Source organism: Paraburkholderia sp. SOS3 (assembly GCF_001922345.1).
Lineage (GTDB): Bacteria > Pseudomonadota > Gammaproteobacteria > Burkholderiales > Burkholderiaceae > Paraburkholderia.
In genome coordinates this window covers 2352520-2367866 of record NZ_CP018811.1, presented here as the reverse complement: position 1 = coordinate 2367866, position 15347 = coordinate 2352520, and the positions used below count along the sequence as shown (strand labels likewise).

The following is a 15347-nucleotide window of genomic DNA, read 5'->3' as shown; positions in this document are numbered from 1 at the left end:
AACTGTTACGGACCTCTACGAATAGACACCGGAATCGATATCTTGTCGGCGGGCGATAACAAACACATGGGGCAATCGATACGGTCGCGATAGATGTCGGCACCACCAGTGTGCCGGGATCCCTCCGCGAGTAGGCAGTATAGGTGGGGGCAGTCTTTTCCAGAACGTTTGCATATCTGTGTCTCATGCGCCGTTTCCCGGCCGTCTTCCCCGGCGGCTCCCTACCGCGCTGCACGATCCCAGTATATGAGCAAACGATCTCGCCGGTCCACGCAGCTAAACTTTAGCTTTCGCGAGCCGTTAGCCAGATAACAACAACCGCGTCGCGCGGCGTTACAAACCGCTGTGCATATCGAAGCAACGCTGGAGACCACGACCTCATGAAAATATCGATCAGGATGCGCCTTGCCGTCGCGATGTTGGTGCTCGGCTGTCTGTTATCGCTTGTCGGCATACTGGGACTCAGCGGTATGTCGAGCAGCAATCAGGCCAATCGCGAGACGTACAGCAACAAGCTGCCGCGCGTGGTCTATATCGGCGATTCGGAGATCGTGCTGACGCGCCAGCGGGCGGCGCTGTTGCGCGCCGCGCAGGATCCGACCGCACCCGATCTCGAAAGTATCATCAAGAAGTCACAGGGTTTCGAAAAGCAGTCGCACGCGTTGTGGGACAAGTATCTGGCGTTGCCGCGCAGTGCCGACGAAGACCGGCTCACGCAGGAGGTGGTCCGCACGCGCACTGCGATGGACAAAGGTCTCGACGACTTCGTCGCGGCGCTGCGCAGCGGCGACAAGGAAGCGATCACGAAGGCCGGTCTGGTGAACAACGACCTGTACGCCGCATTCAATACGGCCGGCGAAAAGCTGCGCCACTACCAGTTCGCCACCGCGAAGGATGACTACGAAACACAGCAGCGCGGCTTTACGCTGTTTCGCAGCGTGATCATCGGCGCGATCGTGCTTGGCGTGCTGGCCGCGCTGTACAGCTGGCACAGTCTGCGCAGCGCGATTTCGCGGCCGCTCGAGGCGGCGCTGTCGCATTTCGAGTACATCGCGGCCGGCGACCTCACACATCGCGTCGACGTGACGTCGCGCGACGAAATGGGCCGGCTGATGGCGGGCCTCGCGAAAATGCGCGACAGCCTGGCGCATACGGTGCGCACGGTGCGCAAAGGCAGCGATGCGATCGCAACCGCGACGCGCGAGGTGGCCGCGGGCAACCTGGACCTGTCGGCACGCACCGAGGAACAGGCTGCGTCCTTGCAGCAGACCGCAGCGAGCATGGAACAGCTATCGGGCACCGTGAAGCAGAACGCCGACAACGTGCGCGAGGCGGCGAACATGTCGACGGCTGCATCGGGCACCGCCGACAAGGGCAGCGACGTCGTGCAGCGCGTCGTGCAGACGATGACCGGCATCGACGAAAGCTCGAGCCGCATCAACGACATCATCAGCATCATCGAAGGCATTGCGTTCCAGACCAATATTCTCGCGCTCAATGCGGCCGTCGAAGCGGCACGTGCCGGCGAACAGGGCCGCGGCTTCGCGGTCGTCGCGGCCGAAGTGCGCAGCCTCGCGCAGCGCTCGTCGAGCGCCGCGAAGGAGATCAAACAGTTGATCGAACAATCGGTCGAACGCGTGAAGGTCGGTACGACGCTCGTCGGCGAGGCCGGCGCGACGATGACGGAGATCATCGGTTCGGTGAAGCGCGTCACCGACATCATGGGCGAGATCGCGGCCGCGACGCACGAACAGACCAACGGCATCGACCAGGTGTCGCATGCGGTCACGCAGATGGATGAAGTCACGCAGCAGAATGCCGCGCTCGTCGAGCAGGCGAGCGCCGCGGCCGCCTCGCTCGAAGATCAGGCACGCGCGCTACGCGATGCGGTTTCGGTGTTCAAACTGGCGGACGATGCCGGCGTCCACGCGAAAGCCGAACATGCGACACACGCGCGGATGCCCGCGATGGTCGCCGCGTAGCGGCTCATGCGCCGCTTGAGTCGCCGCCGAGTCGCCGCTTGAGTGCCGCGCGCGTCGTCCGCTCATCTTCCGCTTGACCGGCATCGGTTTCACGCCGGCTTCACGCTTTTATCGCCCGCGGTTTCGTCCATTCCGCGGGCGCTTTTTTGCACGCCCTCGCCCTGCCATTCATGACGCGCTGATGCGCGTATGTCGCCATATCGGCCGAGCCAGTCAGATCTTCGATCAACTGAGCGGCTCTTCCTGCGCCCTGACCGACCGCCCGTAACCGCTGCGCCTTATGCGCGAAGCCGACCCGCTGGAATGCGACCGCTGCGCGACGCCCGCTTTGCGCGCGTCCGTGGGCATACCGCTTGCACGTCCTCACGGCATAGCCGTTGCTCATTGAAATAAGAGACTCGAGCAAGGATCGAAAATGACTCGAGCCATACGTGTCCCAACGGCAGCACGTTTGAACACGACCAGCCATGCGGCCCGTCACGGCGAACCCGCCGGAGACAACACTCAAGGCAACCAGCCACAGAACGGAGGCACATCATGACCATGATTAACGAACCGGACAGCAATGCGCAAGCGCGCATCGTCGGCAAAGGGTCCGCCACGGCTGCCGGGCCGGGCCCCGAGGTGATGGCGGCCGCGACGCTCGACGGCAACGAGGTGCTGACGGCCGACGGCGAAACGGCCGGCAAGGTGAAGGACATCATGCTCGACGTGCGCTCCGGACGCGTCGCGTATGTCGTGATGTCGAGCGGCGGTTTTCTCGGCATTGGCGACAGGCTGTTTGCGATTCCGTGGAACGCGCTCACGCTCGACACCGACCGCGCGTGCTTCGTGCTAACCGTCGACGCATCGCGCGTGAAAGATGCGCCAGGCTTCGATCCGGACCACTGGCCAACGATGGCGAACCAGAGTTGGGCGGCATCCGTTCACGATTACTACGGCAGCGAGCCGTACTGGGGCGGTCGCGGCGCATTGCACGATCCGCTTGCCGACCCGCTCGGCGAAATGGGCGACGTGCTCGAAGGCGGTCGTGGCGAGTTGCGACGCTGAGCACGTCGGCGCGCTGCAAATACCGGCATTCAACACACACAACTGGGAGGTTTCATGAAATTGCCACAAAAGGGATTCGAGGCTGCGTTCGTTGCAGCCACCTTGACGATTGCCCCGCTCGCCGCGGGTGTGAACGCCGCTTACGCGCAAAACACGACGCAAAATGCGACGGACAACCCGGCAGCGGCGTCGAAAAATGGCGCACAGGCGCTATCGGATACCGACCGTCAGTTCGTGCACACCGCAGCCGTTGCGGGCACAACTGAAATCGACGCGGCAAAGCTCGCGATGCGTCAATCGAACGATAAAAGCGTAAAGGCTTTCGCCGCGCGAATGATCGCCGATCACACCAAGCTCTCGTTGCAATTGAAGGCCGCGGTGCCGCATGGCGTCGATGTGCCGAAGGAAGCCGATACGTCGGCGCTCGACAGCATCCGTTCGCTCAAGGGCGCAGAGTTCGATTCGGCCTACATCAGCAAGTTCGGCTTGCAAGGCCATAAGGACGCCATCGCTGCGTTCCAGGACGAGGCGCAAAACGGTCAGGACGCGAGCATCAAGAAGGCCGCGCAAAAGGCGCTACCGACCATTCAGCATCATTACGCAATGGCGGAGGAACTCGCGAAGAAGAAAAACGTGATGGCTAGCAAGTAACGCGGGGCATATTGCCGTGGGCAAGAACGAAGACCCGGGCGAGGACGAGCGCGGCGCGCCCGAGGTCGACCCGCTGCAACAGCCCGCGCGCCTCGATGCGTGTCGTCGCTGCGCGTTATGGCGCGACGCGACGCAAGCGGTACCTGGCGCCGGGCCGCGCCACGCGCCGATCATGATGGTCGGCGAGCAGCCCGGCGACAGCGAGGACCGCGCGGGCAAACCGTTCGTCGGCCCGGCAGGACAATTACTCGACGATGCGCTCGATGAAGCCGGCGTCAAACGGACGGACGTCTTCGTGACCAACGCGGTCAAGCATTTCAAGTGGGAACCGCGCGGCAAACGGCGTATGCATAAAACGCCCGCGCAACGCGAGATCGCCGCGTGTCGCTACTGGCTGGAGAAGGAGCTCGCGAGCGTCGGACCGGTTGTAGTCGTCGCGCTCGGCGCGACCGCATTGAAAGCCGTGCTCGAGACGCGCGGTATGCCGCTGCGCGAGGTGATCGGTCAGGTGCTCGAACATGACGGGCACCAAGTGGTTCCGACGTGGCATCCTTCGTTCGCGCTGCGCGCCCCCGATCGCACGACGCGCGAACGCGTTTATGCGGACATCGTGCAGGCGCTGCGGGCAGCGGGCCGGCTCGCACGCGATGCCGCCAGGCATCGTCGCTAGGCACTTGCGCGCAACGCGTCTGGCCCACGTCTTTCTTCACGTCTCCGACTATTACTGCAAAATCGCGCCCGACCGTGTACGGTAGCGGGTTGTTACGAATTGAAGACTTAGTCGCCCGGGTATTCGGTGCACGCGGTCGCCATCGGCGAAACGCAGACGGCCGCGTAATTCGCGGTCCAGTCGAGCTTCTCCGTCACGGCCACGGCGTACTGCAACTCAGGGCTGCTTTCGTAGGCGATAAACGACGAGCAAACGACGGCCGACAGCACGACCAATGAAAATGCAATCTTTTCGAATACTTGATACTGATGCGGCATGACGATTCTCAATATTTGGCAAGCATCGCTATTCTATCTCAAATAAGGGTTTTTACCTAGGGGTTTCCCTAGGTGAGCATCTGCAGGTCTTTTTGTTGCTTTCGCCCACCCCGGGCTGACTAAAAAAGGAGTCGATATGAAGAAAGCGTTTTCCCAAGCCTTGATCGCAGTTGCCGTGCTGGCGGCCGCGAGCGCCCATGCGCAAGTTGCCGGCACGCAGACGCTGGGCGTCAGCGTCCAGCAATCGCAAGCGTTGCTGCAAGGCTGGAGCGCCAAGAAGGGCATCCTCGGCAAGCCGGTCTATAACGATTCGAACGAGAAAATCGGTTCGATTTTCGATCTTGTGATCGCCCCGGACGGCTCGCTCTCGGCTGCGGTGATCTCGACGGGGGGCTTTCTCGGCGTTGGCTCGCACAATGTCGCGGTGCCGATCCAGGCATTCGATCTGAAGAACGGCAACTTCTATCTGCCGGGCGCGACGAAAGAGGCGCTGAAGGCGACGCCGGCATTCGAATACAGCAAGGTCGAGAAGCCGAAGAAGCCGCAGAAGATCCAGTCGCCGCAGTAAGTTTTCATTTACACTCCCCGCTCGTGCGCGCCGGCTGGCGCGCTTTCCCGTTAGCCGTCTGTCGGACTCGAGCCGCTCACCCGGCCGTCCGCATGCTGTACCGCGCGGTGCACGACGCAGTGCACAGACGAGGCACCGCCGGTTTCGCCCGGCACAACAACAACGCGATGAACGAGCCGTCACCAACGCAGTCCGCCTCTGCGCCGTCCGCCACTTCGTCCGACCGCCCTCGCGACATCAACCCCGGTTTGCCCGCTAGCGACGGCGCAAGCGAACGCGTGCCGAAACGCGGCGCGTTCCAGCGCTTCTGGTGCACGCGTGTGTTGTCCTCGCTGTCGTTCCAGATGCTCGCGGTCGCCATGGGCTGGCATATCTATGCGCTCACGAAGAGCGCGTTCGCGCTCGGCATCGTCGGGCTCGCGCAATTCCTGCCGATGTTCATGCTGACGCTCGTCGTCGGGCACGTGGCCGACCGCTACGACCGGCGACGCATTGCCGCGGTGTGCCAGACGATCGAATGCGCGGCTGCCGCGGTCTTCGCGCTCGGCACTTACGGCGGCTGGATCGACGCGCCGATCATCTACGTGCTTGCCGCATGCGTCGGCGCCGCGCGAGCGTTCGAGGGCCCCGCCATTGCGTCGCTCTTGCCGGCCGTCGTGTCGCGCGCCGAGTTGCCGCGCGCGACTGCATGGTCGACTTCGGCGAACCAGGCGGCGCAAATCGTCGGCCCCGCGCTGGGCGGGCTGCTGTACGGCATCGGCGCCGGCCCGGCTTATCTTGGTTGCGCGCTGTCGTTCGCCGCGGCCGTGTTGCTCGTCTCGAGCATTCCGCTGCATGCGAAGCCCGCGACGCGCCCTCCGGTCACGCTCGAGTCGGTGTTTTCGGGTATCCGCTTTATCTTCCGCGAGCCGGTCATTCTCGGCGCGCTGTCGCTCGATCTGTTCGCGGTCCTGTTCGGCGGCGCGACCGCGCTGCTGCCCGTCTTCGCACGCGATTTCCTCGACACGGGGCCGCTCGGCCTCGGTCTGCTGCGCTCGGCGTCGGCCGTCGGCGCGCTCGCCGGGACGCTGTGGCTCGCGCGCTTCCCGTTGAAGAACCGTCCCGGCTGCGCGATGTTCTGCGGCGTGATCGTGTTCGGTGTCGCAACAGCCGTGTTCGGCCTGTCGCATCAGTACATCGTGTCGCTGCTTGCGCTCGTGGTGCTCGGCGCGTCCGACGTGATCAGCGTCGTCGTGCGGCTGTCGCTCGTGCAGTTGCGCACGCCCGACGAGATGCTCGGGCGCGTGAGCGCGGTCAACTCACTCTTTATCGGCACGTCCAATCAGCTCGGCGAATTCGAATCAGGCGTGACGGCCGGCTGGTGGGGGGCGCGGCGCGCGGTGCTGGCGGGCGGCATCGCGACGATCGCCGTCGCCATGCTGTGGATGCGCCTGTTTCCCGACTTGAGACGAACGCGTTCGCTCGAACGCGACGGCGAACATCGCGCGGGGTGAGCCCGATTAGCCGGTCGCAACGCGAGCCGGTGCCGATGCGCCGTCGAAATGCCGCGTGAACGCTGCGCGCCAGGAACGAAGTCTGCTTGAAGACTTCGTCACCTGTCTTTTCGAGGAGGCACAGATGGACTCGCACCGCTCCACCCTGTTCCGCGCTACTGTGGCTGGCGCGACGCTGGCTTTGCTGGTGCCGGCCATTGCGCGCGCCGACGATGCGCCTAGCCCGTGCGCCGCGCTCAAACGGATCGTCGCGGCCGCTCCCGGCGGATTCGCGCAGTTGTCGCCTGCGGATGGTCAGGGCGTCGCGCAACCGTACGGCGACGATGCGCAATGCAGCGGCTCGCATGCGAGCTATCAATGCGTATGGACGCCGCATGGCGACGCCGGTTCGAGCGCGACGGCATTGCAGGCCGTCGCCGCCGATATTGCGTCGTGCCTGCCGGATGCGACACACGATGTGAATTCGCCGGCGCGGCAGCATTTCTATATCGGTGCGCGCAACGCGCGGACGCAAATCACTGCGACCACCGCCGGTGCGAACAAGCTCAAGCTCGTGGTGTCGGGCAAGTAGCCGCGCGTTTTGCCGGCGCGATTGCTATGGCGCGTTCGTTTCGCCGTTCGGGTAGCTCGCTCACTGCGCCCGGTACCAGACGCGGATACCGGAATACCAGTGACTGACGCTCGTATCGTCGCCGGAGCCGAACGTCGACAGGCTTTCTATATTGATGACGTCGACACCGCGTTGCGCGATCCACGCATTCGCGCGCTCGACGAGCGCGGCTGCGTTTTCGTACACGTGCCCTTTGATCAGATGGCGCTCGACAACCCGCCGCTCGAAATCTTCGAATGCGATTCTCGTCATCGTGAGTCTCCGGTTTGGCGCGTCTTCGGGTCCGATACTGGTGTGCGCGTCAGCCAGCCCCCCCAGGGGCAGCGGGCCAGCATTCGAGTCTAACAAAGCTAATGCACGATTCGCGTGGCTCGCGCGGCTCGCTCGTTGCTGGTCCGCTGTTTGCTGATCGATCACAACCAGCTTCCCCGGAGATCAGCAAATGAATCAGACGACCACGCAGCCTGGCGGCGACATCGAGCATCCGACGCAGCCGAAACACAACGACAACGAGAAGAGCAAGATGCCTGAGCGCAACGATCAGAACCGCAAGCAGGCCCCGTCGGACCAGCCGGGCAAGAAGCCGGGCGAAGGCGAAACGCCGGTAGGCTGAACGCCCATGAAAAAACGGCGGCCCGGTTAGACCGTGGCCGCCGTCTTTTTACGTCTGATCGATGCGCGTTGCGGGCGCATGACCCTTTGCGCCGCTTATGCAAAGCGGCGCCCTTGCATCAGGGTTCGTCGCGCAGATACCCAACCTTCGACGGGTCGCGCATGCGGAGCGACACGAGGCCGGCGATCGCGCAGAGCACGGTTACGTACCAGTAGAACATCGACTCGCTGCCGGCCTGCTTGAGCCACAGCGCGACATACTCGGCGGAGCCGCCGAAGATCGCATTGGCGACCGCATACGAAAGCCCCACGCCCAGCGCGCGCACTTCAGGCGGAAACATTTCCGCCTTGATCAGACCGCTGATCGACGTATAGAAGCTCACGATCGCGAGCGCCACCACCACGAGCACGAATGCGATATACGGACTCGTCACATCCTTGAGCGCATGCAGCAGCGGCACCGTGCCGATCGTCGCGAAGAGGCCGAACAGGATCATCGACTGGCGGCGGCCGATGCGGTCCGACAGCGCGCCGAACAGCGGCTGCATCAGCATGTAGGCGAGCAGCGCGACCGTCATCACATTGCTTGCGGTCTTCGCGCTCATGTGTGCCGTGTTCACGAGGTACTTCTGCATATAGGTCGTGAACGTGTAGAAGATCAGCGAGCCGCCCGCCGTGAAACCGATCACCGTGAGGAACGCGCCCTTGTGCTTCCACATGCCGGCGAGCGTGCCCGCGTCGCTGCGCTGACGGCTCGCCGCCGTCGACGTTTCGTCGAGCGACTTGCGCAGATACAGCGCGACAAGCGCGGCGAGAGCGCCGACCACGAATGGCACGCGCCAGCCCCATGCCTTGAGCTCGTCGGTGGTCAGCGTCTGTTGCAGGATCACGAGCACGAGCAGCGCGCACAGCTGGCCGCCGATCAGCGTTACGTACTGGAACGACGCGAAAAAGCCGCGACGGCCCTGCAGCGCGACTTCACTCATGTACGTCGCGCTCGTGCCGTATTCGCCGCCCACCGAGAGTCCCTGGAACAGGCGCGCCACGAGCAGCAGCGCTGGCGCAAGCACGCCGATCTGCGCATACGGCGGCAGCACGGCAATGACGAGCGAGCCGCCGCACATCATGAACACCGACACCATCATTGCGAAGCGCCGGCCGCGCTTGTCGGCCAGGCGCCCGAAGAACCAGCCGCCGATCGGACGCATCAGGAAGCCCGCGGCGAACACGCCCGCGGTGTTGAGCAGCTGGGTGGTCGTATCGCCCTTCGGAAAGAACGCGGGCGCGAAATACAGCGCGCAGAACGAGTAGACGTAGAAGTCGAACCACTCGACGAGATTGCCCGACGAGGCGCCGACGATGGCGAAGATACGCCGGCGCGTATCGTGTGCTGGAGTGAAAACAGTCTGGTCGACCATGATGCTTTGTCTGTCCCTTGTTGGAATGAATATGAGCGGCGGCGGCGCGCTTTTATTTTTAACTTTCAATTTTCATCGGTCACACGTGCGTCGTTCATATAAATGAAAGCTGTCGCAGGGTCCGTATGTTATCGGATATCGGCGTGCGCCGGGGATGAAATAGCGTGGATGGGCGGTTAAAAATGGCGCCTCCGCGTGCATCTGCGGCGCAACCCGCGACGACGGCGCCTGTGAGATAAATCCCGCCAGACAGGCCGTTGCAATGATCTGGTCCAATGAAAAAGGCCAGCCCGGTAAGGCTGGCCCTAAAAAAACTAACGTTTTGTCGACCGTAATTAAAAAGAAAGAATCGAAAGAACGCTAGACCCTCACTGTCGGCGCTGTGTAACGACATTCATAGCGCTTGCGCACGGTCCCATTCTCGTCGACGCTTTCGAGAAACACGTCGAATTGCCACAGCCGCGCCATGTGCTTCAGCACTTCGTCGCTGTCGTTGGACAGATGACGGTTGTCGCTCATGAAGTGCCGCAGCGTAAGACTGCGGTCGCCGCGCGTATTGACCGACCACACCTGAATGTTCGGTTCGCGATGGTGAATGTCGTATTGCCGGGACAACGCCTGCCGGACATACTGATAGCCGCTGTCGTCGTGAATCGCGGATACCTCGAGCGCGTCGCGCATGTCGTCGTCGAGCACCGAGAAGAGCCGCATTTCGCGGATCAGATGCGGCGACAGGTACTGTGCGACGAAGCTCTCGTCCTTGAAGTTGCGCATCGCGTAATGCATGGCCGGCAACCAGGGGCTGCCCGCCAGTTCCGGGAACCAGCCCCGATCTTCTTCAGTCGGGTTCTCGCAGATGCGGCGAATGTCGCTCATCATCGAAAAGCCGAGTGCGTACGGATTGATGCCGCTGTAGTACGGTTTCGTCACGGGCGGCTGATAGACGACGTTGCTGTGCGAGTGCAGGAACTCCATCATGAAGCCGTCTTCGAGCTTGCCCTCGTTGTACATCGTATTGAGCAGCGTGTAATGCCAGAACGTCGCCCAGCCTTCGTTCATCACCTGCGTCTGTCGCTGCGGATAGAAGTACTGACCTATCTTGCGCACGATGCGAATCACTTCGCGTTCCCACGGCTCGAGTAGCGGCGCGTTCTTTTCCGCGAAATACAGCAGGTTCTCCTGCGGCTCCGGCGGATAACGGCCCTCCTCTTCCTCGGGCAGCTGGATCTGCCTGCTCGGCAGTGTGCGCCACAATTCGTTGACCTGCGACTGCAGATACGCCTCGCGCTCGCGGCGCGCTTCGAGTTCCTTTTGCAGCGACAGCTTTTGCGGCCGCTTGTAACGGTCCACGCCATAGTTCATCAGCGCGTGGCACGAGTCGAGCAACTCTTCGACGCGGTCGAGCCCATAGCGCTCTTCGCAATCGGCAATGTAGTTCTTCGCGTACACGAGGTAATCGATGATCGCGTGCGCATCGGTCCACAGGCGGAACAGGTAGTTTCCCTTGAAGAACGAGTTGTGGCCGTACGCCGCATGCGCGATGACGAGCGCCTGCATCGTCATCGTGTTCTCTTCCATCAGGTACGCGATACACGGGTTCGAATTGATGACGATCTCATAGGCGAGACCCATCTGCCCGCGCCGGTAGCTCTTTTCGGTCGACAGGAAGTGCTTGCCGAACGACCAGTGACGGTAGTTGACGGGCATGCCGACCGACGCGTAGGCATCCATCATCTGCTCGGAGCTGATCAGCTCGAGCTGGATCGGGTACACGTCGAGTTCGTATTGCTCCGCAACATGCGAGATATGTGTGTCGTACTCTTCGATCAGTTCGAAGGTCCAGTCGGACGGGCACGGCAACGGCCGTCTATCGGCTACGTTCATACGGACTTCCCTCTGCCCGATGCTGGGCGCCCCGGTTTGTCCCTGTGCTTGACCGGCTTCACGTGGCCCGCTTTTTCCGGCGTCCGGTACGTAGACCTTATGAACGCCGGTGTCGGCATGCTCCACCTTGTCGCCTGCCTGCTCGCCTTTCTTGCGCTCCGGCTCGTAGCCGCGCGCCTCGTTGTGCAAATGTCTGGTCGTCATACTTCCACATGCTTCTCGAACAGTTCACGGAACACCGGATAAATATCCGCGGCTGTCTCGACCTTCTTCATCGCCAGATGCGGCACGGTCTGCGCAAGCTGCGCATACTCGACCCACAGGTTCTGTTCTTCAGGCGTAACCTGAATATAAGCAAAATACCGCACCTTCTCGAGAATATCATCTGCGAGGATCTTGCGGCATTTGGGCGAATCATCGGTCCAGTTGTCGCCATCCGACGCCTGCGCGCCGTAAATATTCCATTCAGTGGGCGAATAGCGCTCGTCGAGTATCTTCTGCATCAACTCGAGCGCGCTCGATACGACCGTCCCGCCGCTTTCGGTCGAATGAAAAAACGTGTCTTCGTCGACTTCCTCCGCGCGCGTGTGATGGCGGATAAACACCACCTCGATGCGCTCGTAGTTCCGCTTCAGGAACAGATAAAGCAGGATGAAAAAGCGCTTGGCGAGATCCTTGCGCTGCTCGTCCATCGAACCCGACACATCCATCAGACAAAACATCACGGCCTGGCTCGACGGCTGCGGCTGCTTCACGCGGTTGACGTAGCGCAGATCGAACGGATCGATGAATGGAATGCGCCAGATGCGACCACGCAGATGGTGGATCTCTTCTTCGAGCAGCTTGATCTCGTCGCGACGATCGGCCGGGTCGGCCTTCATCTCTTCGAGTTGCTGTTCGAGAGCATGCAATTCGTTGACGAGCGGCGCGCCCAGCGCGATGCGCCGGCCGAGTGCGCTGCGCAGCGAGCGCACCACGTCGATGTTGTTCGGCGTGCCCTCGGCAGCCCAGCCCGCACGGATGCTCTTCCATGTCGGCACCGCGAGCAGATGCGTCTTGACGAGGCGCGGCAGTTCGAGGTCGTCGAAGAAGTACTGCATGAATTCCTCGCGCGACAGCTCGAATACGAAATCGTCCTGCCCTTCGCCTTCGTTGCTCGCGCTGCTTCCGCCGCCGCCACCGCCGCCTCCTTGCGGGCGCGGAATCCTGTCGCCGCGGATGTAATCGGAATTGCCGGGATGGACGAGTTCACGCCGGCCGCCCGGACCATGCCGGAACGACGGTTCAGCGATGTCCTTGCGGGGAATCGTGATGCTCTGCGTGCTTTGGATGTCCTTGATACTGCGGTCACGTACCGCATCGGACACGGCGCGCCGAATGTAACTCTTTACGCGACGCAAAAAACGTTCGCGGTTTGCGATGCTCTTGTTCTTGCCAGCCAACCTGCGGTCGATGATTTGATGAAGCACACCGGGTCTCCCGCTTCGATGTCGAACACGCAAGACGCAAGTTGTGCATGCAACCTCAGGTCCATGCCGCTTGCGACTTGCAGGGGGCCCGCGCGGCGCCGTTCGGAAAACCCGCGCCGCGCGGGCTGTGCGTGCCGCGTGTCATGACGACTTGCGCACGCGCAGATACCAGTCACACAAGAGCCGTACCTGCTTGGGCGTATAACCTTTCGTGACCATCCGGTTGACGAAATCCTCGTGCTTGCGCTGCTCCTCCGCCGACCCTTTCGCATTGAACGAAATGACCGGCAAAAGTTCTTCCGTGTTCGAGAACATCTTCTTTTCGATCACGACGCGCAGCTTCTCGTAGCTGATCCACGCGGGATTCTTGCCACCGTTCGCCGCACGCGCGCGCAGCACGAAGTTGACGATCTCGTTGCGGAAGTCCTTGGGGTTGCTGATGCCCGCGGGCTTCTCGATCTTCTCCAGTTCCGCGTTCAACGCGGCGCGGTCGAAACTCTCTCCGGTGTCGTGGTCGCGGAACTCCTGATCCTGAATCCAGAAATCCGCATACGTGACATAGCGGTCAAAGATATTTTGACCATACTCGGAATACGACTCCAGGTACGCGGTCTGGATCTCCTTGCCGATGAACTCGGCATAGCGCGATGCCAATACATCCTTAATGAACGACAGATATTTCTGTTCGGTTTCCGGCGGGAACTGCTCGCGCTCGATCTGCTGTTCAAGCACGTACATCAGATGCACCGGATTGGCCGCGACTTCCGTCGTATCGAAGTTGAACACACGTGACAAGATCTTGAACGCAAAGCGTGTCGAGACACCGGTCATGCCTTCATCAACACCTGCGAAGTCGCGATATTCCTGGTACGACTTCGCTTTCGGGTCCGTGTCCTTCAGGTTCTCGCCGTCGTACACCTGCATCTTCGAGAAGAGGCTCGAGTTCTCGGGCTCCTGCAAACGCGTCAACACCGACATCTGCGCCATCATCTTCAGCGTGCCGGGGGCGCAGACCGCATTCGCAAGCGACGAGTTACGCAGCAACTTCTCATAGATTTTCATCTCTTCCGAGTAGCGCAGGCAGTACGGCACCTTCACGACGAAGATACGGTCCAGCAACGCCTCGTTGTTGCGGTTGTTACGGAATGCTTTCCACTCGGACTCGTTCGAGTGCGCGAGAATCACGCCGTCGAACGGTATCGCGCCGAACCCTTCCGTGCCCTTGAAGTTACCCTCCTGCGTAGCGGTAAGCAGCGGGTGCAGCACCTTGATCGGCGCCTTGAACATTTCGACGAACTCGAGCAAGCCCTGATTCGCGAGGCACAAGCCGCCGGAATAGCTGTATGCATCGGCATCGTCCTGCGCGTATTGCTCGAGCTTGCGGATGTCGACCTTGCCGACCAGCGACGAAATGTCCTGATTGTTTTCGTCGCCAGGCTCGGTCTTCGCGATGCCGATCTGCCGAAGGATCGATGGATAGCGGCGCACCACGCGGAATTTACGGATATCGCCGTTGTATTCGTGCAGACGCTTCACCGCCCACGGGCTCAGGATACTTTTGAGGTAGCGGCGCGGAATGCCGTACTGCTCCTCGAGAATCGGGCCGTCTTCGTCGTAATCGAACAGACCGAGCGGCGATTCGTTGACGGGCGAACCCTTGATCGAATAGAACGGCACGCGTTCCATCAACTGCTTGAGACGCTCTGCTATGGAAGACTTGCCCCCGCCCACCGGCCCCAGCAGATAGAGAATCTGCTTCTTTTCTTCGAGCCCCTGAGCAGCGTGCCTGAAGTAGGCGACGACCTGCTCGATCACGTCTTCCATTCCGTAGAACTCACGGAACGCGGGGTATACCTTGATGACCTTGTTCGCGAAGATCCGCGACATGCGCGGATCGTTACGCGTATCGATCTGTTCAGGCTCTCCGATTGCCGTCAACATGCGCTCGCCAGCAGTGGCGTACGCGGCGGGATTGTCTTTGCAGAGCGCGAGGTACTCTTCGAGCGAAAATTCCTCCTCTCTCGTTTTCTCGAAGCGGGTCGCGAAACTGCTGTAGATATCCATGCTACCTCCTCGCCGAAGTCGGGAACGATGTCGTGCGCGGCGCGCTATCAGGAAACGCCATCGTTCGAATTCATCCTAAACCCTTTTATATTTTTTTTCACGAACTACGTTAAGAAAACGCGTCAAACCAAGTACGGACAAGCTTCACTTGTAGACGCCGTTTCGGTCACCTACAATCTCGGGCCGCTCGCGACGATCGAAGCGCGAATCAATGCGGCCTTCCTTGCCAACTGTGCCGCCAAACAGCGCTGCCAACAGTGAACTCATGCTCGCTGCTGCACGCAGTTGCGTGATGCGTTGCATGGAACGTACCTCAAACTGCGTTTGCGTGCGCGATTGCGCGCAGCAAGCACTTCCATCATCCATTTCCGCGCGCGGCAACGTGTTTGCCCGTAGCATGCGTTTAGCGCATCCGCTGCCGCATCGGGCCGCGTTGCACGCGTCGCACGTGTTACGTTTCCGGCACATTCGCAAACTCGCCCGATGTGCGCCGTGTGGCGCCACACATTGCGGCGCACCGTAAGCGGTTGGCGAGCCTCGCCATGTTGTCTGCCGCTCG

The 15347-nt window shown here is 61.5% G+C and carries 15 protein-coding genes; 8 read left to right on the top strand and 7 right to left on the bottom strand.

The features are described 5' to 3' along the window. Positions 1-380: 380 nt before the first annotated feature. The 4 genes from BTO02_RS35390 (at position 381) to BTO02_RS10745 (ending at position 4353) form a co-directional block, all read left to right on the top strand. Positions 381-1982, top strand: a complete 1602-nt coding sequence (locus BTO02_RS35390; RefSeq protein WP_075157030.1) for a methyl-accepting chemotaxis protein — start codon at positions 381-383, stop codon at positions 1980-1982. 543 nt (positions 1983-2525) lie between these two features. Continuing rightward, positions 2526-3032, top strand: a complete 507-nt coding sequence (locus BTO02_RS10755) for a PRC-barrel domain-containing protein (RefSeq protein WP_075157028.1) — start codon at positions 2526-2528, stop codon at positions 3030-3032. 54 nt (positions 3033-3086) lie between these two features. Continuing rightward, positions 3087-3683, top strand: a complete 597-nt coding sequence (locus tag BTO02_RS10750; RefSeq protein WP_075157027.1) for a DUF4142 domain-containing protein — start codon at positions 3087-3089, stop codon at positions 3681-3683. Positions 3684-3699: 16 nt separating this feature from the next. Next, positions 3700-4353: a UdgX family uracil-DNA binding protein gene (locus tag BTO02_RS10745; protein WP_232243326.1), complete on the top strand. Its 654-nt coding sequence runs from the start codon at positions 3700-3702 to the stop codon at positions 4351-4353. Between the two features lie 107 nt (positions 4354-4460). Here the strand turns inward: BTO02_RS10745 and BTO02_RS10740 are convergent, their stop codons facing one another. Further along, on the bottom strand, positions 4461-4670 hold the full coding sequence (locus BTO02_RS10740; protein ID WP_075157025.1) for a hypothetical protein: 210 nt from the start codon (positions 4668-4670) through the stop codon (positions 4461-4463). A 136-nt stretch (positions 4671-4806) separates the two neighbouring features. Between BTO02_RS10740 and BTO02_RS10735 the strand changes: the two genes are divergently transcribed. The 3 genes from BTO02_RS10735 to BTO02_RS10725 all read left to right on the top strand — a co-directional run bounded on the left by BTO02_RS10735 (position 4807) and on the right by BTO02_RS10725 (position 7302). Next, a complete protein-coding gene (locus BTO02_RS10735; RefSeq protein ID WP_075157024.1) occupies positions 4807-5238 on the top strand; it encodes a PRC-barrel domain-containing protein in 432 nt (143 codons plus the stop codon). Between the two features lie 167 nt (positions 5239-5405). Continuing rightward, on the top strand, positions 5406-6731 hold the full coding sequence (locus BTO02_RS10730; protein ID WP_083615232.1) for an MFS transporter: 1326 nt from the start codon (positions 5406-5408) through the stop codon (positions 6729-6731). 124 nt (positions 6732-6855) lie between these two features. Further along, positions 6856-7302, top strand: a complete 447-nt coding sequence (locus BTO02_RS10725; RefSeq protein ID WP_075157023.1) for a hypothetical protein — start codon at positions 6856-6858, stop codon at positions 7300-7302. 60 nt (positions 7303-7362) lie between these two features. Here BTO02_RS10725 and BTO02_RS10720 read toward each other — a convergent pair whose 3' ends face one another. Continuing rightward, entirely contained in the window at positions 7363-7593 is a 231-nt protein-coding gene (locus BTO02_RS10720) for a hypothetical protein (protein ID WP_075157022.1), read from the bottom strand. Between the two features lie 190 nt (positions 7594-7783). Between BTO02_RS10720 and BTO02_RS34745 the strand changes: the two genes are divergently transcribed. Then, the gene (locus BTO02_RS34745) at positions 7784-7954 is read left to right on the top strand and encodes a hypothetical protein (RefSeq protein ID WP_198039127.1); all 171 of its coding nucleotides are present in this window, start codon (positions 7784-7786) and stop codon (positions 7952-7954) included. Between the two features lie 118 nt (positions 7955-8072). On the opposite strand, the gene BTO02_RS10715 is transcribed toward BTO02_RS34745, so the two are convergent. From BTO02_RS10715 to BTO02_RS34235, 5 genes are all read right to left on the bottom strand, one after another. Then, the gene (locus BTO02_RS10715; RefSeq protein ID WP_075157021.1) at positions 8073-9371 is read right to left on the bottom strand and encodes an MFS family transporter; all 1299 of its coding nucleotides are present in this window, start codon (positions 9369-9371) and stop codon (positions 8073-8075) included. A gap of 360 nt (positions 9372-9731) precedes the next feature. After that, the gene (locus BTO02_RS10710; protein ID WP_075157020.1) at positions 9732-11459 is read right to left on the bottom strand and encodes a SpoVR family protein; all 1728 of its coding nucleotides are present in this window, start codon (positions 11457-11459) and stop codon (positions 9732-9734) included. Further along, positions 11456-12724 (bottom strand): YeaH/YhbH family protein, encoded by a 1269-nt coding sequence (locus BTO02_RS10705; RefSeq protein ID WP_075157019.1) that lies wholly within the window; start codon positions 12722-12724, stop codon positions 11456-11458. Before BTO02_RS10705 ends, BTO02_RS10710 begins: the two co-directional genes overlap by 4 nt. 141 nt (positions 12725-12865) lie before the next feature. Beyond that, a complete protein-coding gene (locus tag BTO02_RS10700) occupies positions 12866-14788 on the bottom strand; it encodes a PrkA family serine protein kinase (RefSeq protein WP_075157018.1) in 1923 nt (640 codons plus the stop codon). Positions 14789-14932: 144 nt separating this feature from the next. Then, positions 14933-15091, bottom strand: a complete 159-nt coding sequence (locus tag BTO02_RS34235; RefSeq protein ID WP_156883796.1) for a hypothetical protein — start codon at positions 15089-15091, stop codon at positions 14933-14935. Positions 15092-15347: the final 256 nt, after the last annotated feature.